19 protein-coding genes are annotated in these 21,778 nt (G+C 63.9%); 9 read left to right on the top strand and 10 right to left on the bottom strand.

Annotation, left to right across the window (positions count from 1 at the left end; translation table 11 throughout):
- Positions 1-69 precede the first annotated feature (69 nt).
- Entirely contained in the window at positions 70-1,317 is a 1,248-nt protein-coding gene (cqsA, locus tag CSQ93_RS10350; RefSeq protein ID WP_099377975.1) for an alpha-hydroxyketone-type quorum-sensing autoinducer synthase, read from the top strand.
- 21 nt (positions 1,318-1,338) lie between these two features.
- Here cqsA and CSQ93_RS10345 read toward each other — a convergent pair whose 3' ends face one another.
- From CSQ93_RS10345 to CSQ93_RS10335, 3 genes are read right to left on the bottom strand one after another with little or no spacing between them, the layout of a single operon-like run.
- The gene (locus CSQ93_RS10345) at positions 1,339-1,788 is read right to left on the bottom strand and encodes a MarR family winged helix-turn-helix transcriptional regulator (protein WP_099377974.1); all 450 of its coding nucleotides are present in this window, start codon (positions 1,786-1,788) and stop codon (positions 1,339-1,341) included.
- 56 nt (positions 1,789-1,844) lie between these two features.
- Positions 1,845-2,192 (bottom strand): GIY-YIG nuclease family protein, encoded by a 348-nt coding sequence (locus tag CSQ93_RS10340; protein WP_099377973.1) that lies wholly within the window; start codon positions 2,190-2,192, stop codon positions 1,845-1,847.
- 12 nt (positions 2,193-2,204) lie between these two features.
- Positions 2,205-3,470, bottom strand: a complete 1,266-nt coding sequence (locus CSQ93_RS10335) for an MFS transporter (RefSeq protein ID WP_099377972.1) — start codon at positions 3,468-3,470, stop codon at positions 2,205-2,207.
- A 131-nt stretch (positions 3,471-3,601) separates the two neighbouring features.
- Between CSQ93_RS10335 and CSQ93_RS10330 the strand changes: the two genes are divergently transcribed.
- Positions 3,602-3,997, top strand: coding sequence for a group II truncated hemoglobin (locus CSQ93_RS10330; protein WP_099378180.1), 396 nt, complete (start codon positions 3,602-3,604; stop codon positions 3,995-3,997).
- A gap of 5 nt (positions 3,998-4,002) precedes the next feature.
- Positions 4,003-5,388 (top strand): DNA recombination protein RmuC, encoded by a 1,386-nt coding sequence (rmuC, locus tag CSQ93_RS10325; RefSeq protein WP_099377971.1) that lies wholly within the window; start codon positions 4,003-4,005, stop codon positions 5,386-5,388.
- Between the two features lie 12 nt (positions 5,389-5,400).
- Here rmuC and CSQ93_RS29180 read toward each other — a convergent pair whose 3' ends face one another.
- From CSQ93_RS29180 to CSQ93_RS10290, 6 genes are all read right to left on the bottom strand, one after another.
- Positions 5,401-6,309 carry an MHFG family PEP-CTERM protein gene (locus tag CSQ93_RS29180; RefSeq protein ID WP_199534341.1) on the bottom strand — a complete coding sequence of 303 codons (909 nt, stop codon included), beginning with the start codon at positions 6,307-6,309 and terminating at the stop codon, positions 5,401-5,403.
- 295 nt (positions 6,310-6,604) lie between these two features.
- Complete coding sequence (locus tag CSQ93_RS10310; protein ID WP_099377969.1) at positions 6,605-7,387, bottom strand: hypothetical protein; 783 nt, start codon at positions 7,385-7,387, stop codon at positions 6,605-6,607.
- A complete protein-coding gene (gene moeA / locus CSQ93_RS10305) occupies positions 7,384-9,231 on the bottom strand; it encodes a molybdopterin molybdotransferase MoeA (protein ID WP_099377968.1) in 1,848 nt (615 codons plus the stop codon). The genes CSQ93_RS10310 and moeA overlap by 4 nt, the downstream gene beginning before the upstream one ends.
- A 61-nt stretch (positions 9,232-9,292) precedes the next feature.
- Positions 9,293-10,414, bottom strand: coding sequence for a GTP 3',8-cyclase MoaA (moaA, locus tag CSQ93_RS10300; protein ID WP_099377967.1), 1,122 nt, complete (start codon positions 10,412-10,414; stop codon positions 9,293-9,295).
- Between the two features lie 29 nt (positions 10,415-10,443).
- Positions 10,444-11,775: a chromate efflux transporter gene (chrA, locus tag CSQ93_RS10295; protein WP_099377966.1), complete on the bottom strand. Its 1,332-nt coding sequence runs from the start codon at positions 11,773-11,775 to the stop codon at positions 10,444-10,446.
- A gap of 88 nt (positions 11,776-11,863) precedes the next feature.
- Positions 11,864-15,001: an Rne/Rng family ribonuclease gene (locus CSQ93_RS10290; protein WP_099377965.1), complete on the bottom strand. Its 3,138-nt coding sequence runs from the start codon at positions 14,999-15,001 to the stop codon at positions 11,864-11,866.
- A 696-nt stretch (positions 15,002-15,697) separates the two neighbouring features.
- Here CSQ93_RS10290 and CSQ93_RS10285 point away from each other — a divergent pair.
- The 4 genes from CSQ93_RS10285 to CSQ93_RS10270 all read left to right on the top strand — a co-directional run bounded on the left by CSQ93_RS10285 (position 15,698) and on the right by CSQ93_RS10270 (position 18,857).
- A complete protein-coding gene (locus CSQ93_RS10285) occupies positions 15,698-16,693 on the top strand; it encodes an RluA family pseudouridine synthase (RefSeq protein ID WP_034754116.1) in 996 nt (331 codons plus the stop codon).
- An 89-nt stretch (positions 16,694-16,782) separates the two neighbouring features.
- Positions 16,783-17,442: an HAD-IA family hydrolase gene (locus CSQ93_RS10280; RefSeq protein ID WP_099377964.1), complete on the top strand. Its 660-nt coding sequence runs from the start codon at positions 16,783-16,785 to the stop codon at positions 17,440-17,442.
- Positions 17,439-17,816 (top strand): Rieske (2Fe-2S) protein, encoded by a 378-nt coding sequence (locus CSQ93_RS10275; protein WP_092608465.1) that lies wholly within the window; start codon positions 17,439-17,441, stop codon positions 17,814-17,816. Before CSQ93_RS10280 ends, CSQ93_RS10275 begins: the two co-directional genes overlap by 4 nt.
- 39 nt (positions 17,817-17,855) lie before the next feature.
- Positions 17,856-18,857 carry a S49 family peptidase gene (locus CSQ93_RS10270; protein WP_099377963.1) on the top strand — a complete coding sequence of 334 codons (1,002 nt, stop codon included), beginning with the start codon at positions 17,856-17,858 and terminating at the stop codon, positions 18,855-18,857.
- A gap of 370 nt (positions 18,858-19,227) precedes the next feature.
- On the opposite strand, the gene CSQ93_RS10265 is transcribed toward CSQ93_RS10270, so the two are convergent.
- A complete protein-coding gene (locus tag CSQ93_RS10265) occupies positions 19,228-19,590 on the bottom strand; it encodes a hypothetical protein (protein WP_099377962.1) in 363 nt (120 codons plus the stop codon).
- Between the two features lie 256 nt (positions 19,591-19,846).
- Here CSQ93_RS10265 and CSQ93_RS10260 point away from each other — a divergent pair, with 256 nt between their 5' ends.
- Positions 19,847-20,557 (top strand): pseudouridine synthase, encoded by a 711-nt coding sequence (locus tag CSQ93_RS10260; protein WP_099378178.1) that lies wholly within the window; start codon positions 19,847-19,849, stop codon positions 20,555-20,557.
- 213 nt (positions 20,558-20,770) lie between these two features.
- A complete protein-coding gene (locus tag CSQ93_RS10255) occupies positions 20,771-21,769 on the top strand; it encodes a fumarylacetoacetate hydrolase family protein (RefSeq protein WP_099377961.1) in 999 nt (332 codons plus the stop codon).
- Positions 21,770-21,778 lie beyond the last annotated feature (9 nt).

Here is a 21,778-nt window from a genome sequence, read left to right as displayed (position 1 = left end):
GTCAATGGATGGGTTGGCGAGACGGTCAAGGCTTTAATCCGCAGCAAACATTTCCCTAGGAGAAAACTCATGACCATCGCTACCAGCTTGCCCATCCCATCGTTCGCCCGTGCCGAACACTGCCTGCCAGACTACATCGTGCGGCGCATGGATGCGCATCACATCACGCGCATCGAAAAATTGCTGGGCGGCCAACATCCCCACGCCTGGCAACCGACACCGGCCCATGCCATTTTCCTGGCCGGCAACGACTACCTGTCCATCGCCGCGGAGCCGGCGCTGGTGGCGGCCCAGGTGGCATCCTTGCAGGCGCATGCGGGCGGCATGCTGATGTCGGCCGTGTACTTGCAGGAAGGCAGTGAACAGCACCGGCTGGAAAGCCGGCTGGCCCGTTTCATGGGCTGCGAGGACGGCATCCTGGCGCAGTCCGGCATGGCGGCCAACGTGGGCTTGATCCAGTGTATCGCCAGCCCCGGCATACCCGTTTATCTCGACATGCAGGCCCACGCCTCGCTGTGGGAAGGCGTGCTGTCGGCGCAGGCCCAGGCCGTGCCTTTCCTGCACAACGACATGACCCACCTGCGGCGGCAGGTGGAAAAGCATGGCCGCGGCGTGATCGTCGTCGACGCCCTGTACAGCACCAACGGCAGTCTGGCGCCGCTGCTGGAATTGCTCGAAATCGCCGAGCGCAGCGACTGCGTGGTGGTGGTCGACGAGTCGCACTCGCTGGGCACGCATGGTCCGCAGGGCGCGGGCCTGGTGGAAGCGTGGGGCCTGGGCCACCGCGTGCATTTCCGCACGGCGTCGCTGGCCAAGGCCTTCGCGGGCCGGGCCGGCTTCATCAGCTGTTCCAGCCGCTTCAAGGGCTATTTTTTGTCCGAATCACGGCCCGCCATCTTCAGTTCCTGCCTGCTGGCGCATGAGCTGGCGTGGCTGGGCGCGGCGCTCGATTTCATCATGGCCGCCGATGGGCGGCGCGCCACCTTGCGGCGCCATACGCTGCAGGTGCGCGAAGGCTTGCGCGAACTGGGCTACAACGTCAGCGATGGCACGGAGCAGATCGTGGCGCTGGAGGCGGGCGGCGAACCGGCCACCCTGGCCCTGCGCCAGGCGCTGGAACGGCAAGGTATTTTCGGCGCCATGTTTTGCGCTCCGGCAACGGCGAAGAACCGCGCCCTCGTGCGCCTGACCCTGAACGCGGGACTCGACGAGGCGGCCATCGACCGGGTGCTCGCGGGCTGCGCCGCCATTCGCGCCGAAGCGGGCGTGGAACAGTGGCAGTCGACGCGGCGCCTGCGCAAGCTGGCGCTCGTCTAAGCGGCAGGCAGGCTGGCAGCGTCAGCCAGCCAGCTTGCCCAGGATGGCCGACAGCGCCGCCAGTTGTTCCGCCGGCGCGTCCTGCAGCAATTCGCGTCCCACCGCCTGCGCCGTGGTGCTGGCATGTCCCAGTAATTCCTGGCCGGCGGCCGTCAGCACGGCATAGCCGACGCGTGCGTCGCGCGCATCGGCCTGGCGCGCCACCAGGCCAATCTTTTCCAGCGGCATCAGGGAGCGCGTGACGCCAGAGGCCGTCAACGCCAGGCGCTCGGCCAGGTCGATGCGGCGCAGGCGCGCACCGGGGGCGCGCTGCAGCTGGTACAGCAATTGATAGTCGCTGAAGCTCAGGCCATGCAAATTGCCCAGGGTGCTGTCGAAGCGGCGCACGATGAGCGCCTGGGCGCGCGCCAGGCGCAGGCAAAAGTCCAGCGCGCCATCGCCGTCCGGCGAGAGGGGAGTGTGATCGTTCATGCCATCCTTTGTTTTGCTGCGAAGTGCTTGAGTATGCAAGTGTAATGCACCGCAGCTCAATACAGTGGCTGCCCCTGTTCCAGCCAGTGCGCGCGGTGCAGATCCAGCCGAGCGCCCAGTTCGGCGTCCGCATCGAAGGCGGGATCGTCGGGGAGCTTGAGCGTATCGATGACCGCGCAGGAAAAGGCCGCCGCGCCGTCGCGCCGCCAGTCCGCCTGCAGCGCCGCATTGCGGTGCTTGCCCAGGTTCAGTTCGAAGCGGTGCCGGTTCAGCATGCCGGGCGCGTTGCGGCTGCTTTCAAGCAAGGTGCGCCCGCTGGGCAAGTGCTGCAGGGCGATGATGCCCAGCGGCGGTGGCTGTTGCCGGTAAGCCGCTTTCAGGGCTGCTTGCTGTTTTTTATCCATAGTGAAACTTTCTCAAGGTTGAATGACGCAATCGGCTTCCCCGATGCGGGGAATACCGGTCAGCAGGGCGGCGGCCACGGCGGCGGCCAGCAGCAGGGCGCCGCCGCCGCAGAACAGTTCGCCCACGGTGACGTGGCGCAGCAGCGCGCCCGTGGCGGCCGCCGACAGCGGCGCCAGGCCCAGGAAGATGCCCATGAACAGCGCCATCGCCCGGCCCAGCATGGCGGGCGCCACGCGCCGCTGTATCCACGTAAAGATGGCCACCTGCAAGTAGCCGCCCAGCAGCCCCGTCACGGCCAGCAGGGCCGCGCCTTGCCAGGCCGTGTCGACTTGTCCCAGCCCCATCAGCAGCAGGCCGACGACCGCATCGACCAGCAGCAGGGTAGCGCCGAAGCGGCGCCGCAGCCAGGCGCCGCCCAGGCTGGACGCCAGCATGCCGGCCAGGGTGCCGGCGCCATGTGCGCCCATCAGCCGTCCCAACGCCGCAGCGCCGTGCAGGCGCTCGCCGGCCAGCACGGGCAAGGCCACTTGCAGCGGACCCATGACGAAGAACGCCACCACGGCCCAGTAGGCATAGCAGCTGCGCAAAGGAAGGTCGCGCCACACCATGGCCAGGCCCGCCGCCATGTCGCGCCACATGCCCTGCGCAGTGGCCGCTGCCAGTGGCCGCAGCTTGACTTGCCGCAAGGTCCAGGCGGAAAACAGAAACGTCAGCGCATCGATGGCAAAGGCGGCGGCCAGCGCCGCCATAGCGGTTTTCTGCCCGCCCCCGTGGGCGCCGAGCACGAGCGCCGCCAGCAGGGGGCCGGCCAGCAAGGACAACTGGCGCGCACCCATCTGCAAGCCATTGGCGCTCTGCAACGATGGCGGCGGCACGGCTTGCGGCAGGATGGCCGTGCCGGCGGGAATGGCGAAGGCGGATGCGATGCCCAGCGCCAGCGCGGCCGCATACGCGAGCGCCAGGCTGGCCTGGTCCAGCATCAGCAGGCCGGACAGCGCCAGCAGGATGGCGGCGTTCGCATATTTGCTCAGCTGCAGCACGCGCCGGGGCGAGTAGCGGTCGGCGATGGCGCCACCGAACAAGATGAGCACGGCGCGCGGCGCGCCCATCAGGGCCACGGCGATGCCCAGGCTGAGGCTATCGTTCGTCAGGCTGAGTACCAGCCAGGGCAGGGCCAGCATGCTGAACTGGTCGCCCAGCATGGACACGAGGCCGCCGCCCAGCAGCCAGCGGAAATTGGTATTGCGTAGCAAATGCGATTCTGCGGTGGTCGACATGGTGGTTTTGTCCGTGTTTAAAGATTGCATGGTAGTTGATATAAGCTTGAGTAGTCAAGTATATTGCTTTTTATTGTGGTAGAGGCGCCGGCGCCGCATGGGCCGCCGGCGCTTGCGCTATCATGGCGGCCATGACTGATACCACTGCCCCTACCCTGTACGAGACCATCGGCGGCGCCCCCGTGCTGCGCGAAATGGTCGACCGTTTTTATGACTTGATGGAGCTCGAAACCGAGTTCGCCGGCATCCGCGTCATGCATCCACCGTCGACGGACGGTTCGCGCGACAAGCTGTATTTCTTCCTGACGGGCTGGATGGGCGGACCGGACTTGTATATCGAGAAATTCGGCCACCCGCGCCTGCGCGCCCGTCACTTGCCCTACGCCATCGGCACCAGCGAGCGCGACCAGTGGCTGCGCGCCATGGCCTGGGCCATGGAAGACACGGGCATCGAAGAGTCCTTGCGCGTGCGCCTGATGGAATCGTTCTATCAGACGGCCGACTGGATGCGCAACAAACCTGACTGACACCCATGAGCCCTATCGAGTTTTACAGCCTGCTGGGCGCCGCCATCGTCGCCATCGTTTTATTGCTATTGATCTTGCTGCGCCCGCGCGGCGCGGCCGGCGATGGCGCCACCACCCTGGCCCTGGTGCAGCAGCACCAGCAACAAAGCCTGGAACGCATCGACCGGGTCGAGCGCGAAGTGCGGCTGCAACTGCAGGCGTCGGCGCAAGCCACGCGGCAAGACCTGGCTACCAGCCTGGCGCAATTCCAGGCGGCGACCTTGCAACAGCTCGACAGCCTGCGCACGCAGATGCAGGCGCAGGGGAAAGTCGGGCGCGAAGAGCAGGCGCAAAGCCTGGCGCGCTTTGCCGACAGCACCAACCAGACGCTGGCGCAGCTGACGGAATCGAATGCGCAGCGCATGCTGGAAGTGCGCGCCACCCTGGAAAACAAGATCCGCGACTTGCAGGCCGATAATGGCGCGCGCCTGGAAGAGATGCGCAAGACGGTCGACGAGAAACTGCACGCGACGCTGGAGACGCGTTTGACGGCCTCGTTCCAGCAAGTGTCGGAGCGGCTGGAAAAAGTCCACCAAGGCCTCGGCGAAATGCAGCAGCTGGCGCTGGGCGTGGGCGATTTGAAGCGGGTGCTCACCAATGTGAAGACGCGCGGCACCTGGGGCGAAGTGCAGCTGGAAATGCTGCTGGAGCAGGTACTCACTGTCGACCAGTACGCGAAGAACGTGGAAACGGTGCCGGGCAGCGGCGCGCGCGTGGAATTCGCCCTGAAGTTGCCGGGCATGCTTGATGGCGGGCCGCCCGTGTGGATGCCGATCGATGCGAAGTTCCCCAAGGAACAGTACGAGCGCCTGGTCGAAGCGGCCGAGCGCGCCGATGCCGACGGGGTGGCCCTGGCCGGACGCGAGCTGGAACGGGCCGTGCGGGGCGAGGCGAAAACCATTGCCGAGAAATACCTGGCGCCGCCGCAAACGACGGATTTCGCCATCCTGTTCCTGCCCACGGAAGGCTTGTATGCGGAAGTGCTGCGCCGTCCGGGCCTGGCCGACGAATTGCAGCGCGTGCACCGGGTCAGCATCGCCGGGCCTTCCACCCTGACTGCCTTGCTCAACAGCCTGCAGATGGGTTTCCGCACCCTGGCGCTGGAAAAACGCTCGTCGGAAGTGTGGCAAGTGCTGGGCGCCGTCAAGACGGAATTTGGCAAGTTCGGCGACGTGCTGTCGCAAACGCGCCTGACCCTGGAAAAGGCGGCGAAGAATATCGAAAGCGCGGAAGTGCGCAGCCGGCAGATGGCGCGCAAATTGAAATCCGTGGAAGCCTTGCCGGGCGAGGCGGCCGCCTTGCTGCTGGGTAAGGCGGACGCTGGGCTGTCCGCCGAGGCGGACGGCGAATAGCGCCGCCCGCGTTCAGGCCGCTGCCGCCGGTCGGCGGCGCAGCGTGGCGCCGGCCAGCAGCGCCAGTCCCGCCAGCAGCATGGCCCAGGTGTGCGGTTCCGGCACGGCCGGCAGGACGGACAGGTCGGTGGGCGGCAGCGAGGGCAGGATGACGGTGGGGACGAATGGCTCGGCGATGATGCTGCCGCCGCGTGGTGGCTGGCCACCGCCTATGCTCGACGGCAGCATCGTGTCGTTGCCGGTGCGCACGACATCGAAGACCAGCAGGGGCAGGCTGGCCACCACGGCCGGCGGCACGCCCGTGAACGAACCGCCATGCGCGCCGGCGGGATGCTCGATGACGGGCACGCCCGCCGTGGCAGGCGTTGCCGCAGGTGTGGCGGCCACCGGCGTTGCGCCGCCTGGCGCAGCTCCGCCAGGGGCAGCACCGGCGCCGCGCGGCCCGGCCGCCGCCTGCGTGATGCGGCTGACATTGCGGCACACGGTGGGCACGAGGATGCAGGCGCCCTGCACGCAGTACACGAGTCCCCGTTCCTGCATCTGCTCGCTCCAGCCTGCACGCGTGACATTGCGGCAAACGCGGCCCGGCCCGAAATGCATGTCGCTGATGCGTGCATCGTAATTGCCCTTGCCGCGGATGGCGTCGCGGCTGATCACGACGATTTCATCATACTGGCGCGCGCGCATGCGCGCCTTCAATTGCTCGCGCACCTGCGGCGCGATGTCCGGGTAGCGGTCCACGGCGGCAACGACATCCCCCATGAACGGGTCGACGCCCGGGCGATTCCAGCTGCAGTGTTCCAGCACATCGGCCCGTGGAGCCCCTTTGGCATCAGCGGGCAGCGGCGCCAGCGACAGCATGCCGAGCAGACAAGCCGCTCCCAGCATGCCGGCGCCCGCGATCCATGAACGGTGTCTCATTATTAGTTTCCTCATGAAAACAATATCAAAATTGAATTTTTATGCGAGATCGGATGTTATCACCGAAGAAACTCTCATATCAACAAATAAATAAAATTATTACAATTTGTGTTGTGTTTGTTGATATGTTATTTAACGAAATAATTAATATTTTTATCTCGATAGGCGAGCAGTTGTCGCATGGGGAAATTGATTGCGAAGGGGCAATGCAAACGGCCCGCGCAAGGCGGGCCGTTTGGAGGGCGGAGGGTTTTGAGGGATGCGCCGCCGGCAGGCGGCGGTGCAACGATGGGTGTTAGATGCGGCCTGGGCAGGCTTGCGTATCGAAGGCGGGATAGCCGATGGCGGGCAGCTTGTGCAGCCACGTGCGCATCAAGGTGCGCGCGCCTTGCGCATCGTCCTGCCGTCCTCGCTGTAAGTCGGCGGCGAGCGTATCGAGCTCCGCGCAGATCGATTGCTTGCCGGCCTGGGCCGCCAGCAGCGAGGCCAGCAGTTCCGGCAGCACGGCCGCCGCCGGCGCCAGCTGGCGCGTGGCGCGGTAGTGCTGCCAGTAGCGCTCGGCGGCATCGCCGTCAAAGCTGGGGACGAAGCCGAACGTGGCGTCATCGTGGTGCAAGCGGTACACGGTGGGAAAGTAATGCGGACCCGTCAGTTCACCTGGGAATCGGTCGCGCCGCTGGACGTCGATGGTCAGCGATCCGTTGCGCTCCACGCGCACGGGACTGGGCGAGTCGTACTGGTCCACGCTGACCATGGACAGTGCGTTACCCTGCATAAAGATAATCTTTTGCGTGTAGTGGCGCCCGCCCAGGTGGCCGCACACGGCCACGAAGCGGTCGTTGATGGCGGTGACGGCTGCAACGACGCCGCAATCGGGGCGCAAGGGCGTGTTTTCCTGCCACACGAGCGCCTGGTCGCTGGTGCGCACGATGCTGACGCGGCCCACGGTTTCGCCGTGCAAGTCACCGCTTGCTTCCTCGATGCGCTCGTCGAAGCGCACCGTGTAGCCATTGCTGTGGACTTCGCCCGCGTACGCCGTCATGCCCTGCAGCAGGGCCAGTGTCAGTATCAGTTTCATATCAGTCCATGGAATAGTACGATATCGACCAGGTCGCCGGCGGCCACATGGCCTTGCGCTTCGTGTAGCACGATAATGCAATTGGCTTGCGTCATGGAGTGCAGGATGCCCGAGCCTTGCGCCCCCGTCAAGCGCACGTGCTGGCGTCCGTCCGGGCCCCGTTCGACGATGCCGCGCTGATATTCCGTGCGGCCCCGTTTTTTGCGGATCGCCGCTTGCGCCGCCACCTGCAGCAGCGGCAGGGCGGCCGTGTCCGCATCGGCGCCCATCAGGCGCAGCAGGGTGGGGCGGGCGAGGAAATAAAACGCCGCCATCACGGCCACGGGATTGCCAGGCAGGCCCAGCAGCAAAGCCGTGTCGCCCTCGCTGGCAATCCGGCCAAAGGCCATGGGGCGGCCCGGACGCATGTTGATTTGCCAGAAGGCCACTTCACCGAGGCGCGCCAGGATATCGCGCGTAAAATCGGCCGCGCCGCTGGACACGCCGCCCGAGGTGACGATGACGTCGGCCGAGGCACAGGCGCCGCGCAGGGCCGCTTCCAGCGCTTGCGGATTGTCCTTGACGATGCCCATGTCGAGCACCTCGCAGCCGAGGCGGGTCAGCATGCCCAGCAGGGTGTAGCGGTTGCTGTCGTAGATGCAGCCGGCATCGAGCGGCTCGCCGATCGAGCGCAATTCGTCGCCGGTGGAAAAGAAGGCCACGCGCAGGCGGCGGCGCACGGGTACCGTGGCGATGCCCAGCGAGGCGAGCAAACCCAGTTCGGCCGGCCCGAGTGTCTTGCCTTGCAGCAGCGCAGGTTGGCCCTGCATCAAGTCTTCGCCCTTGAAACGGCGGTTGTCGCCGGGGCGGATGCAGTCGGGCGCCACGGTAATGCTGCTTGCGCTGGCTTGCTGTACCAGTTCCTGCGGCACCACGCTGTCGCAGCCGTCCGGCATGACGGCGCCCGTCATGATGCGCGCGCATTGCCCGCGCTGTATGGTGACCGTACCCGGGCGGCCGGCCAGGATGGTGTCGACCACGGCCAGGGTCACGGGCGTGTCGCCACCGAGGTCGTCGCCATGCAGCGCATAGCCATCCATGGCGGAATTGTCGTGCGCGGGCACGCTGATGGGCGAGACGATGTCGGCTGCCAGGATGCGCTCGAACGCTTGCGGCAGCGGCAGTTCCTCGATCTCGGCGACGGGTGCGACCGTGTCGGCCAGGATGGCTTGCGCCATCGGCACAGACAAGCCCTGCGCCTGCAGGGCGGCCAGCTCGTCCGGGGTATTGATGTTGCCGAACGCGCTATTGTTCTCGAAGAGTACTTCGGCCAGCTTCAGGGGGCCGTGCCAGGTGCGCATGCGGCGCTCTCCGCCGCGCAGGTACGAGTCTAACTGGGGCAGGGCAGAGGTTTTCACCAGGCAAAAGACGGGGTGCGGGCGGCGCACAGTTTGCCCCGTCGCTGGGTCGATTTCCTCGGTGACGGCGATGGCCAGGTCGGCATCGTTCTCGGCCAGGCCGGCCGCCAGGCGCGCGGCCAGGTCGGGCGGCAGCAATGGCGAATCGCACGGCACCGTCAGCAGGTAGGGCGTGGTGGCATGTTGCATGCCGCTGTGCAAACCCGCCAGCGGCCCCAACTGGCCCGGCAGAGAGTCCGGCCACACGGGCAGGCCGAAGCTTGCGTAATCGCCCGCATCCGCGTGGACGCTGATGGCCAGCTGGCCCACTTGCGGCGCCAGGCGCTGCAGCACGTGGCGGGCCAGGGGCTGGCCATGCAGGGGCAGCATGCCCTTGTCGCGCTGGCCCATGCGCGTGCCGAGGCCGCCGGCCAGGATCAGGCCGGTAATGTCGTGTTTGTTGATCATGTCAGGTAAAAAGTGGGTGCATGCGCCATGGTAGCAGCGCGGGGCCCGCGCCGCGCCCGATTCAGCCGCCGATGTACGACATTTCCACTTTCTTTTTACCGTGCTCAAGCGCGCCGCCCGTCAAATCCGTCTGGCTGGTGCGCAATTGCGAATAGCGGTCGCCGCGGCCGCGCCACAGCTGCGCCACGGCCGAGGAAATTTCCGCGTCGCTGCGGCCGCCGCGCAGCAGGCTGCGCAAGTCGTGGCCGCTGCTGGCGAACAAACACGTGTACAGCTTGCCCTCGGTCGAGAGGCGGGCGCGGCTGCAGTCGGCGCAGAATGCTTGCGTGACGCTGGAAATGAGGCCGATCTCGCCGCTGCCATCCGCATAGCGCCAGCGCGCCGCCGTCTCGCCCGTGTAGTTCGGGTCGATGGGCAGCAAAGGCATGTGCGCGGCGATGCGCCGCACGACTTCGGCGGACGGGATGACTTCCTGCAAGTTCCAGCCGTTCGACGCGCCCACGTCCATGTATTCGATGAAGCGCAGGATGTAGGGCGTATCCTTGAAGTGGCGCGCCATGGGCACGATTTCCTGCTCGTTCATGCCGGCCTTGACGACCATGTTGATCTTGATGGGGCCCAGGCCGGCCGCGTGCGCCGCATCGATGCCGTGCAGCACGTCGGCCACGGCAAAGTCCACGTCGTTCATGCGCTTGAAGGTGGCGTCGTCGAGCGAGTCGAGCGACACGGTGACCCGGTTCAGGCCCGCATCCTTGAGCGCCTGCGCTTTCCTTGCCAGCAAGGAGCCGTTGGTCGTCAGGGTCAGGTCCAGCGGCTGGCCCGACGGCGTGCGCAGGGCGGCCAGCATGGCGATGAGCTTTTCGATATTCTTGCGTAGCAGCGGTTCGCCGCCCGTCAGGCGGATCTTTTCCACGCCGTGCGCGACGAACAGGCGCGCGACGCGCGTGATTTCCTCGAACGACAGCAAATCCGTGTGCGGCAGGTACACGTGGTTCTTGTCGAACACGTCCTTCGGCATGCAATACACGCAACGGAAATTGCAGCGGTCGGTAATCGAGATGCGCAAGTCGTGCAGGGGCCGGCCCAGGCTGTCGGCCACGTTGCCGCTCGGGCTTTCCAGCTGCGCGGGGATCACCAAAGCCCCATTGCGGGCCTCGGCGAGGTAGATAATCTTGTCAGCCATGAAAGGTGATACCACTTACGTTAAATCGGTCAAGGCAGATACGATAGCACGAGGCCGAAGATGGCACAGGCGAGCAGCAATTTGATGGTGCCAACTTGAAACCGGATCAGCGCCACGCCGGCCGCCAGCGCGATGAATATCGCCAGCCAGTCCCAGTGCGGCAGCGGGTTTGCTTGCCAGAAGACGTGGCGGCCAAAGAACAGAGCCAGGCTGGCGATGACGCCGACCACGGCCGCCGAAATGGCCGTCAGGGGCGCGCTCAGGCGCAAATTGCCGCGCGATGCTTCCACCAGCGGCGCGCCGGCCAGGATGAAGATGAACGAGGGCAGGAAAGTAAACCAGCTGGCGACGAGCGCGCCGCACACGCCCGCCAGCCATAGGTGCTCGCCTGTCACGGCATGGCTCCAGCCGCCGACAAAACCGATGAAGGCGACGATCATGATCAGGGGGCCGGGCGTCGTTTCGCCCAGCGCCAGGCCATCTATCATTTGCGCGCTGCTGATCCAGTGGTAGTGGTCGGCGGCGCCCTGCACCAGGTAGGGCAGCACGGCATACGCACCGCCGAACGTCAGCAGGGCCGCCTTGCTGAAAAACACGCCCATCTGCGCCAGCGGCTGCTCCGCGCCGCCCGCCAGCGCCAGGCCCAGCCAGGCGAGGAAGGCCAGCGCCAGGCCCACGGCGGCCGTGCCAAGCAGGCGCGGCCAACTGAAACGCGCGTGCTCCGGCGTGGGCGTGTCGTCATCGATCAGGGCGGCGCCGTAGCGGGCCGCGCCGCCATGTTGCGTGGCGCCAATATGAAAGTGGCCCGGCAGCCAGCGCCCGCCCGCCATGCCCAGCAGGGCTGCGACGAGCACGATCAGCGGAAATGGGAGATGTAGCACGGCGATGGCGACAAATGCGGCCGCCGCGATGGCGATCAGGCCGGGGCTGCGCAAGGTGCGCCGGCCCAGGCGCCAGGCGGCCGCCAGCACGATGGCGACGACGGCCGGCTTGATGCCGTACAGGACGCCGGCGATGGCGCCCACGTGGCCATATGCCATGTACAGCCAGGATAGGGCGATCAGCAGCAGCAGCGAAGGCAGCAAAAACAGCAGGCCCGCCACCAGGGCGCCGCGCGTGCGGTGCATCAGCCAGCCGATGTAGATGGCCAGTTGGGTCGCTTCCGGCCCCGGCAGCAGCATGCAGTAATTCAAGGCGTGCAGGAAACGCTGCTCGGAAATCCAGCGCCGCCTTTCCACCAGTTCCGCATGCATCATGGTGATTTGCCCGGCCGGGCCGCCAAAGCTGACGCAGCCCAGCTTGAGCCAGTACCAGAAGGCGCTGCGCAGGCTGACGGGGGAAGGAGGGGCGTGCTCGTGCATGGCGGATGGCTGGCAAAGGTGTGGACGTAAAAAAGGGGAAGCCTGAGCTCCCCCTTTCATCATTGGCGGCTGGGCGAACCCGGCCCGCTTATGGACGTTGCGTGTTGACCTGGATCAACGGCTCATCCGATTGCGGCGGCAATGGCTTGCGTTCGCGCGGCTTGCGTACGGGAGCAACTGCCTTGGCAGCCGCTTCCTGCGCCAGGCGCAGTTTTTCCGGATCGGTGGCAGCCAGGGTCAGGCCGGCCGAACCGAGCACTGCGCTCAAGTCCAGCGGCGCGGCCACTGGTGCTGCCGGAGCAGGAGCAACGACAGGTGCCGGCGCTGGTGCAGGGGCGGGAGCCGCTTCGGCAACCACCGGGGCGGCTTCCACCACGGCAGGTGCCGCTTCGGCGACTGGCGCTTCTTCCGCCACGACAGCAACCGTTTCCACGACTGGCGCCGCTTCGACGATGACTTCCGCTGGAGCAGGCGCTGGCGCCGCTTCCGCTTTCTCGGCAAAGCTGTACTCGGCAGCTGGTGCTGGTTCGGCAGCGGCTGGTTCAGCTTGCACTGCAGCAACGACGGCTTCGACAGGAGCTGGCGGCACGATCACTTCAGCAACTTCAGCAACTTCAGCAACTGGTGCAGCTTCAGCAGCAGGAGCGGCTTCTTCAACCTTGGCGACTTCGACCACTTCCACTGCTTCGACTACGTCAGCCACGACGGCAGGAGCGGCATCAAATGCCGCTTCCACTGGCGCAGCGACGGCGACGACAGCGTCGGCAGCCACGACGGCTACTGGAGCCGCATCAGCGGCAGCTTCCGGCGCCGGAGCAACCGTAAAGCTGATCACTGGCGCGTCCTGGCCTTCATTTTCACCGTTTGCCGATTCGATCAGCTCGCCCGTTTCGCGGTCGCGGCGGTTGCGGTTGCGGCCACCACGACGACGGCGGCGGCGCGGTTCTTCGCCTTCCACGTCGTTTTCCGTCTCTTCGCCTTCAGGACCGGCATTTGCCGGTGCTTTCAGCAAGTTCGCCGGTGCGGCGTCGGATTCAGGACCGTTTGACGGCACGACGACATTCACCGCGCTGGCGGTGGCGCCAACCAGGGCCAGCTCATCAGCTTTCACTTCAGCAACAACAGCCTTGTCGGCGCGTGGTTCGCGGCCTTCGCGTGGCTGGCGTGGCGGACGTTCGGCGCGTTCCGGGCGCTCTGCGCGCTCAGGACGTTCCGCGCGTTCCGGACGCTCACCGCGTTCGCGTGGCGCCGTCGTTGCATCGCCACCTTCGCGCGCTTCACGCGGTTCGCGTGGCGGACGCGGTGGGCGTGGCGGACGGGCCGCCTTTTCCAGTGCTTCCGTTGCTGCATCGTCCTGGGCTGGACGGCCCTGGCCCGGTTCGCGCTCTTCGCGGCCTGGCTTGCCGTTGCGGCCACGGCCACGCGGGCCACGGCTGTTGCGGTCGCCACGGTCGGCGCCGGCCGGTTTGGCTGGGGCGACTGGGGCAGGTGCCGGTGCCACCGGTGCCGGGGCGCCGGTGAAGAAGCTGATGATCTTGGCGATCAGGCCTTGCGGCGCGGCAGGCGCGGCCACCGGAGCCGGTTTTGCTTCGACGGGCTTGCGCTCGACCAGCGGTGCCGGCTGGTCAGGGGTGATCGTCTTGACGACGGCTTCCTGGCGCGGCTTGGCTTCTTCCTTCTGGCGCTTGCTGTAAGCCATGTCGGTTTCAGCGCTTTCAGCCAGGTTGTAGCTGGCCTGGCTGTCTTCCAGACGCGGATCGTCGTGCTTGATGCGTTCCAGCTTGTAGTGCGGCGTTTCCAGATGCTTGTTCGGGATCAGGATCACGGCGATGCGGTGGCGGTTTTCGATTTTGAGTACTTCGCCGCGCTTTTCGTTCAGCAGGAAGGCGCCCACGTCCACGGGCACTTGCACGTGGATGGTGGCCGAGTTTTCCTTCATCGCCTCTTCCTGGATGATGCGCAGCACCTGCAGGGCGGACGATTCCGTGTCACGGATGTGGCCGGTGCCGGAGCAGCGCGGGCACGTCACGTGCGAGCCTTCGGACAGCGAAGGACGCAGGCGCTGGCGCGACAGTTCCATCAGGCCGAAGCGGGAAATCTTGCCCATTTGTACACGGGCGCGGTCATGGTGCAGCGCGTCTTTCAGGCGCTGTTCCACTTCGCGCTGGTTTTTCGCCACTTCCATGTCGATGAAGTCGATGACGATCAAGCCGCCCAGATCGCGCAAGCGCAGCTGGCGGGCCACTTCTTCGGCCGCTTCGCAGTTGGTATTGAAGGCGGTTGTCTCGATGTCCGAGCCGCGCGTGGCGCGGGCCGAGTTGACGTCGACGGAGACCAGCGCTTCGGTGTGGTCGATCACGATGGCGCCGCCCGATGGCAACGGCACGGTGCGGCTGTACGCCGTTTCGATTTGATGTTCAATCTGGAAGCGCGAGAACAGCGGCACGTCGTCGCTGTAGCGTTTTACGCGGTGCACCATGTCGGGCATCACGTGGCTCATGAACTGGTGCGCCTGGTCGTAGATCTCGTCGGTGTCGATCAGGATCTCGCCGATGTCGGGCTGGAAGTAGTCGCGGATGGCGCGGATGACGAGCGAGGATTCCTGGTAGATCAGGAAAGCGCCGTTGGCCGACTTGCCGGCGCCTTCGATGGCGCGCCACAGTTGCATCAGGTAATTCAAGTCCCATTGCAGTTCATCGACGTTGCGGCCGATGCCTGCCGTGCGGGCAATCACGGACATGCCAGCTGGCAAGTCCAGTTTATCCATGGTTTCGCGCAATTCCTGGCGCTCTTCACCTTCCACGCGGCGCGATACGCCACCGCCACGCGGGTTGTTCGGCATCAATACCAGGTAACGGCCGGCCAGCGAAACGAAGGAAGTCAGGGCAGCGCCCTTGTTGCCGCGCTCTTCCTTTTCAACCTGGACCATGATTTCCTGGCCTTCGCGCAGCGCTTCCTTGACGGAAGCGTTACGCACATCAACGCCTTCGCGGAAATACGTGCGGGCAACTTCCTTGAAAGGCAGGAAGCCGTGGCGGTCTTCGCCATAGCTGACGAAGCACGCTTCGAGCGATGGCTCGATGCGCGTGATCACGCCCTTGTAGATGTTGGATTTGCGCTGTTCGCGCCCGGCTGTCTCGATATCGATGTCGATCAGTTTTTGTCCGTCGACAATCGCTACGCGCAGTTCTTCTTGCTGCGTGGCATTAAACAACATGCGTTTCATTTTTATAACTCCGCGACCCGTAGGCCATCTCAAAGCCGCTTCCGGGGAAGCGGCGAAGTACAGGGATATATGCGAGAACGGGAGTGCTGGCGGGGGAAATGCCCAGGCGTGCGGAGCAACAACGCGTACGAGGTATACGTTACGGCCGCAACAGGCGCGGTGAGGTCGATCGTCATGCCGAGTGCACAGGACACTTGCAACTCATCTGAAACAACCCGGATGAGAATGAACTGCATCGGGGACAGAGAATGCAAGTGGTCAGCAAATTCAGAGCCAAAATCGTTAGCCGGCTCATTACAGGGATCGCGATGGCGAGGCTTGGCCTCAGCCTATCATCGACAACCCTCAGTATTTGGCCACATACGGGGTTTGGCGAAAACGGCAAGCGTTATCAACTTCATCAACCCGCGAGCCCGACTCGATAAGTCGCGCTAACGGGTACTTATCCTTATAATCCCACACTCACTTCAGCATCTCCACGCGTTATCCGATTACAACTACGGTGCAACCTTGATTCGCGCAGGGATGGTGCATATACATTTTTTTCCACCGAATTTGCAATTTGGCGAGGCCGGTGGAGACGCCCCTGTGTAAAATGTGCTTTTATTCTTACACTCGCAGCAGCCAGGGCCGCAGCAAAAACAATTATATATTCAAAATGAAGGACTTAGAGAGATTTCTGGGAAGACATAGTAAATGAAGAGTCAAAATGATGTTGTTCCCCCTTCAACACCCCCGGTTCAGCCGCAAGCCCAATTCGTAACGATCGCCGAGGAAGAAGCAGGCCAGCGCATCGACAACTACTTATTAAGAGTGTGCAAGGGAGTGCCTAAAAGCCACATCTACCGGATCTTGCGATCGGGAGAAGTGCGGGTTAATAAAGGCCGTATCGATCAGCTGTACCGTCTCGCCGCCGGCGACGTGGTGCGCATTCCACCCGTGCGCGTGGCCGAAAAGGCGCCCACGGGCGCGCCGGCCGCCGAATTCAAGATCATCTTCGAAGATGCGCAGCTGCTGGTCATCGACAAGCCGGCCGGCGTGGCCGTGCATGGCGGCTCGGGCGTCTCGTTCGGCGTGATCGAGCAATTGCGCGCTTCGCGCCCCGACGCCAAGTTCCTGGAACTGGTGCACCGCCTGGACCGTGACACGTCCGGCTTGCTGTTGCTGGCAAAGAAACGCACGGCGTTGACGAACTTGCATGAACAGATGCGCGACGGCGTCACGGATAAGCGCTACCTGGTGCTGGTGGCCGGCGACTGGAAGAATGCGCGCCAGCATATCAAGTTGCCATTGCATAAATATACGACGGCGGAAGGCGAGCGCCGGGTGGCCGTGCAAGCCGATGGACTGGCGTCGCACACGGTGTTTTCACTGTTGCATAAATATCACAACTTCGCCTTGCTGGAAGCGGAATTGAAGACGGGACGCACGCACCAGATCCGCGTGCACCTGTCTTCGTCCGGGTTCCCCATCGCCGGCGACGATAAATATGGCGACTTTGCCCTCAACCGTGCCCTGTTGAAAGCCGACAGCACGCGCGGCGCCCTGAAGCGCATGTTCCTGCACGCGCACCAGATCACGTTTACGCATCCGGAGACGGGCAAGACGATGACCCTGAACGCGCCGCTGGCTGCCGAATGCGAGCGTTTCTTGGTAAGCTTGGGCAAACCATTGGCCGTTGCCGCACGATAAAATTCGACGCGTGCGCGTGACACTACCCACAAGGTAGTCAGTCGCCATCATTCATTCTCAAGGAGCCGACGGCTATGCCGTCGGGAAACATGGCAAGAAAGCAATTTGATCTGATCGTCTTCGATTGGGACGGTACCCTGATAGACAGTACCTCGACCATCGTCAAGTGCATCCAGGCGTCGGCCAAAGACCTGGGCTTGCCAATTCCCACCGAGTTGCTCGCTTCGCACGTGATCGGCCTGGGCTTGCAGGAAGCCATGCAGCTGGTGATGCCCGACGTGGAGCCGAAATACCATGCTCGCATGGCGGAACGCTACCGCTATCACTACCTGTCGCGCGACCATGAGCTGGCCTTGTTTCCCGGCGTCTACGAAATGCTGCAGGATCTGTCGCAGCAGGCGTACTTTCTTGCCGTCGCCACGGGCAAGAGCCGCGTTGGCCTGAACCGCTCCTTGAATGCCGTCAAGCTGCTGTCGCTGTTCGATGCGACGCGTTGCGCTGACGAAACCTTTTCCAAGCCCCATCCGGCCATGCTGCAGGAACTGACGCGTGAACTGGGCCAGGATATGCGCCGCACCGTGATGATTGGCGACACCAGTCATGATTTATTGATGGCAAGCAATGCAGGTGCGGCCAGTATTGCCGTAGAGTATGGAGCGCATCCCGTGGAGCAGTTGCAAGCCTGCAATCCCCTGTATTCGGCCGCCACGGTGGCCGAGCTGCATCAATGGCTGAGCGAGCACGCATGATGAACGATGTTGTCGATGTATTCATTTGCGCCGCCGACGCCGTGGCCGATGGCGGCAAGGGCGTGCGCTTTCCCGTCTCGGCCGGTGGCGAAGCGACCACGGGCTTTGTCGTGCGCCATGGCGGCAAGGCGTATGGCTACCTGAACCGCTGCGCCCACGTGCCGATCGAGCTGGACTGGGCGGAAGGCGAGTTTTTCGAATCCAGCGGCTTGTACCTGATGTGTTCGACGCATGGCGCCATCTATGTGCCGGAAAGCGGTCTGTGCGCGGGCGGCCCCTGCAAGGGCGGGCGCTTGCGTCCGATCGCCGTGGCCGAGCGCGATGGCCAGCTGTACTGGCAACCCGACGAGTATGTCCAGCCACTGCCGGCGTGAGGCCGGGGCAGGCTTTCTGTAATTTAAGCAAAGTGAACCATGAGCGATAACACGAATGACAAGCTGGACAGCAGCGCGCCAGCCGCCGGCCACGGCGCCCCTGCGGGACACTGGGAGCGCGACGTGCTGGAAAAGCTGGTATTTGCCACTTTGCAAGAGCAACGTGCGCACCGCCGCTGGAGCATCTTTTTCAAGGTCTTCAGCCTGCTGATCGTGCTGTTCGCCCTGTGGGTGTTTTATGACTACAACACGGCCGACGACAGCGAAACCCTGGGTCGCCACACGGCCCTGATTGACATCAGCGGCGCCATCGAGTCCGAAGGCAGCGGCTCGGCCGCCGTCGTCATCCCCGCGCTGGACAAGGCGTTTTCCGATGCCGGCTCCGTGGCCGTGGTGCTGCATATTAATAGTCCGGGCGGCAGTCCCGTGCAGGCCGGCATGATCGTCGACGAGATGCAGCGCCTGCGCAAGGGCTATCCGGACAAGCCTTTGTATGTGGTGGTCGATGAAATGTGCGCCTCGGGCGGCTATTACATCGCGGCCGCCGCCGACCGCATCTACGTCAACAAGGCCAGCGTGGTCGGTTCCATCGGCGTGCTGATGGATGGCTTCGGCTTTACGGGCGTGATGGAAAAGGTCGGCGTCGAGCGCCGTTTGCTGACGGCAGGCGAGAACAAGGGCTTCATGGACCCGTTCAGCCCCCTGACGGAAAAACACAAGGCGTATGCGCAAGGCATGCTCAATGAAATCCACCAGCAATTCATCGACGTCGTGCGCGCGGGACGGGGCAAGCGCCTGAAGGAAACGGCCGATACCTTCTCGGGCCTGTACTGGACGGGCGCGAAAGCCGTGGAAATGGGTCTGGCCGACGATTTCGGCACGGTCGACAGCGTGGCGCGCGACGTCGTCAAGGCGGAAGACATCGTCGACTACACGCAGCATGAAGGCTTGCCGGAACGGGTGCTGAAGAAGTTTGGCGCCGCCATGGGCGCGGGCGCCATGAAGGCAGCCGTGCAGCAGTCACAACCGGCGTTGCGCTGAGAACATCACTCTTGGCTGGCAGACAAGCCAGTCGAGAATGATTTTCAATAAGGTGGTAAATTGACTTGAAAATGGGGCTGCTTGGGCTATAGTGAAAGCGTAGTTCTTTTCAAGGAGGGGCGATATATCAACTATGTTGTCAGTACTAACTTGATTGGCAAGTCTTGGAACTACTCGCCGCATCGCAGATGTGGTTTTGAGTGAATTTACATTCCTCACTAAAGTCCCGATGGGGCTTGGAAACGGCGGCGCAATGCCGCCGTTTCCTTTTGTGTGTGCCGGATGGGCCGGGGTCGCCGGCTGTTGTGTCGGGGCGTGCTGGCAAGGCAGGCATGCGAGGGCGGGGCATGGCTGGTCGGATGGGGCGCGCTCAGACGGCGCAGCCGTTGCAGTGCGAGGACTGCCTGGCCGCCGCCGCATTGATGCTCATGCTGGCGCCGTCGCTGGCAATGGCGCTGGTGTCGGGCGGAGGCGCGCTCGTGGTGTCGGTTTCCGCATCGGCGTGCGCAAAACCGCCCAGTTCCAGCCAGCACATGAATTGACATTGCGCCTCGGCATGCCAGTGCGTCTGACTGGCTGGCGATGGCGGCGCGTCCGCATCCTGCGGCGCAGGAGCGTTGCTCCAGCGCGCCACGCCGAGTCTGACTTTGTGCATGGCCGCCTGTTCCGCAGCGATGCGCTGGCGCATGTCGGCGATGCTGCCTTGTAAGGCGATGGTATCGGTATGCTTCATACAATGTCCTTGTGGGTCGTTGCCTGGTTATTATTCCTAAAGCTCGTTAGGCGGATTCCTAACGAAGTTTCAGTCTATCAACGCGATATTCCGAGCGCTTGATATTTCTCAAAAGAATCAACCATTTCTCGCCAATTCTCACCTTGTACTTTTTGGTATTTCTGCGTGCAGCATGGTTTCGCGCTGCCTGGACCGCCGCGCGGACGCCAGCTGCCGCCGCTTCACGCTGCCAGCCGCTTCTGGTAAAGTCACGCCCATGAGTAAATTATCCCTAGACCGCATCCTGCAATCGCAGGGTTTTGGCACCCGTAAATATTGTCGTTCCCTCATCGAGGATGGCGATGTCGTCATCGATGGCGTCACCCAGACCAATTACCGCACCACCGTCGAGACCGAAGGCCTGGTGCTGCACGTGTTCGAAGAAGAGTGGGTGGTCCGCACGCACCTGTACCTGGCGCTGAACAAGCCCGCCAACTTCGAATGCTCGCGCAAGCCCAGCCATCATCCTGGCGTATTGACCTTGCTGCCGGAACAATTCACCTGGCGCGAAGTCCAGCCCGTCGGCCGGCTTGACCACGATACGACCGGCATGCTGCTGATGTCTGACGATGGCCCGTTTATCCATGCACAATCGTCGCCGAAGCGCCACGTTCCCAAGATTTACCAGGCCACCACGCAAGAGCCTGTGACGGATGAACTGGTGGCCCTGTTGCTGGCTGGTGTGCAATTGCACGACGAACCGGCCCCGCTGGCGGCCCTCGTCTGCGTCAAGCGCGGCGAGCACCAGCTGGAAATTGTGCTCGAGCAAGGCAAATACCACCAGGTCAAGCGCATGCTGGCCGCCGCCGGCAACCATTGCAGCGCGCTGCACCGTTCCGCCATCGGCAGCCTGACCCTGGAATCGCTGGGCCTCGCCGAAGGCGAGTGGTGCTATCTGACACCCGAGCAGATCGCGCTGCTGGCGTAATAACACCAGGCCAAACCTACTGCGCGTCGTGCTTTGCAGCCTGCGATGCTCACCGTGCTTTAGCACGGCTGCGCTTCTCGGCCACAAATCACTGCCGCTCGCTACGGTTTTGTCTGGTGTTGCACCTCTCTTCTTGACCGCTAAATGTCGGTATTTGCCGGCTTTTTTGCGTCTTTAGTTTCCACTGCCTGCATTTGACGAAGTTTCCCGCACATGAAATTAGCAACCCTGAAGGATGGCACGCGCGACGGCCAGCTGGCTGTCGTCTCGCGCGACCTGAAAACGGCCCACCTGGCCGATGGCATCGCCCCGACCCTGCAAAAGGCGCTCGATGACTGGAGTTTCATCGCGCCCCAGCTCGATTTGCTGTACCAGACCATCAATAGCGGCCGCGGCCATCGCGCCTTCGAGTTCGACCCGGCCAACTGCATGGCGCCCTTGCCGCGCAGCAGCTTGCGCGTGGCCGGCGCGTCCTATCTGCAGCAGATCGAGCGCGCCTGCAAGGCTGCTGGCGTTGATGTGCCCGCCAACTTGCGCGAGGCGCCACGGCTGTATCAGGGCGCCAGCGACGATTTCCTCGGCGCCCATGACGACATCACCCTGGCGCACGAGCAGTGGGGCATCGATTACGAGGCAGGCATCGCCGCCATCACGGACGACGTGGCCATGGGTTCCACGCCCGACCAGGCGCACCTGAATATCAAGCTGTTGATGCTGGTCAACGACATCACCTTGCGCAACCTGGCGCCCGACGAGCAAGCCAGTGGCTACGGCTTCCTGCAGGCGAAACCGGCCATGGCCTGCTCGCCTGTGGCCATCACGCCGGACGAGCTGGGCGACGCCTGGCGCGGCGGCAAGGTGCATTACGCCCTGCGCTGCAGCCTGAACGGCAAGTTGACGGGCCAGCCCCACGCGGGCGCCGACATGGCCTTCAATTATCCGCAATTGCTCGCCCATCTGTGCCAGACGCGCAACGCGCGCGCCGGCAGCGTGGTCAGCGCGGGCGGGGTCGCCAACAAGGAAGTCAAGAAGGGATTTTCAAGCATCGTTGAGCGACGTAACCAGGAGATGATCGCCGATGGCATCGCCAGCACGCCATTCCTGTTGTTTGGTGATGTGGTCCGGCTGGAAATGCTCGGTGATGACGGTAAATCCTTGTTTGGCGCCATCGAGCAGACCGTGAAGCAGGCGGAAGCGAGGAAGTCCCGCTAAGGTTACTTG

It is taken from the genome of Janthinobacterium sp. BJB426 (assembly GCF_002735705.1).
GTDB lineage: Bacteria > Pseudomonadota > Gammaproteobacteria > Burkholderiales > Burkholderiaceae_D > Janthinobacterium.
This window is presented reverse-complemented; position numbering and strand designations above follow the sequence as displayed.

Excerpts from the sequence above, each read along its gene's own strand:
- CSQ93_RS10275 (WP_092608465.1), top strand. The coding sequence starts at position 17,439 with ATGATGAACGATGTTGTCGATGTATTCATTTGCGCCGCCGACGCCGTG.
- CSQ93_RS10265 (WP_099377962.1), bottom strand. The coding sequence starts at position 19,590 with ATGAAGCATACCGATACCATCGCCTTACAAGGCAGCATCGCCGACATG.
- CSQ93_RS10285 (WP_034754116.1), top strand. The coding sequence starts at position 15,698 with ATGAAGAGTCAAAATGATGTTGTTCCCCCTTCAACACCCCCGGTTCAG.
- CSQ93_RS10310 (WP_099377969.1), bottom strand. The coding sequence starts at position 7,387 with ATGAAACTGATACTGACACTGGCCCTGCTGCAGGGCATGACGGCGTAC.
- CSQ93_RS10340 (WP_099377973.1), bottom strand. The coding sequence starts at position 2,192 with ATGGATAAAAAACAGCAAGCAGCCCTGAAAGCGGCTTACCGGCAACAG.
- cqsA (WP_099377975.1), top strand. The coding sequence starts at position 70 with ATGACCATCGCTACCAGCTTGCCCATCCCATCGTTCGCCCGTGCCGAA.
- moaA (WP_099377967.1), bottom strand. The coding sequence starts at position 10,414 with ATGGCTGACAAGATTATCTACCTCGCCGAGGCCCGCAATGGGGCTTTG.
- rmuC (WP_099377971.1), top strand. The coding sequence starts at position 4,003 with ATGAGCCCTATCGAGTTTTACAGCCTGCTGGGCGCCGCCATCGTCGCC.
- CSQ93_RS10345 (WP_099377974.1), bottom strand. The coding sequence starts at position 1,788 with ATGAACGATCACACTCCCCTCTCGCCGGACGGCGATGGCGCGCTGGAC.
- CSQ93_RS10280 (WP_099377964.1), top strand. The coding sequence starts at position 16,783 with ATGGCAAGAAAGCAATTTGATCTGATCGTCTTCGATTGGGACGGTACC.
- CSQ93_RS10335 (WP_099377972.1), bottom strand. The coding sequence starts at position 3,470 with ATGTCGACCACCGCAGAATCGCATTTGCTACGCAATACCAATTTCCGC.
- CSQ93_RS10260 (WP_099378178.1), top strand. The coding sequence starts at position 19,847 with ATGAGTAAATTATCCCTAGACCGCATCCTGCAATCGCAGGGTTTTGGC.
- chrA (WP_099377966.1), bottom strand. The coding sequence starts at position 11,775 with ATGCACGAGCACGCCCCTCCTTCCCCCGTCAGCCTGCGCAGCGCCTTC.
- moeA (WP_099377968.1), bottom strand. The coding sequence starts at position 9,231 with ATGATCAACAAACACGACATTACCGGCCTGATCCTGGCCGGCGGCCTC.
- CSQ93_RS10255 (WP_099377961.1), top strand. The coding sequence starts at position 20,771 with ATGAAATTAGCAACCCTGAAGGATGGCACGCGCGACGGCCAGCTGGCT.
- CSQ93_RS10270 (WP_099377963.1), top strand. The coding sequence starts at position 17,856 with ATGAGCGATAACACGAATGACAAGCTGGACAGCAGCGCGCCAGCCGCC.
- CSQ93_RS10290 (WP_099377965.1), bottom strand. The coding sequence starts at position 15,001 with ATGAAACGCATGTTGTTTAATGCCACGCAGCAAGAAGAACTGCGCGTA.
- CSQ93_RS29180 (WP_199534341.1), bottom strand. The coding sequence starts at position 6,309 with ATGAGACACCGTTCATGGATCGCGGGCGCCGGCATGCTGGGAGCGGCT.
- CSQ93_RS10330 (WP_099378180.1), top strand. The coding sequence starts at position 3,602 with ATGACTGATACCACTGCCCCTACCCTGTACGAGACCATCGGCGGCGCC.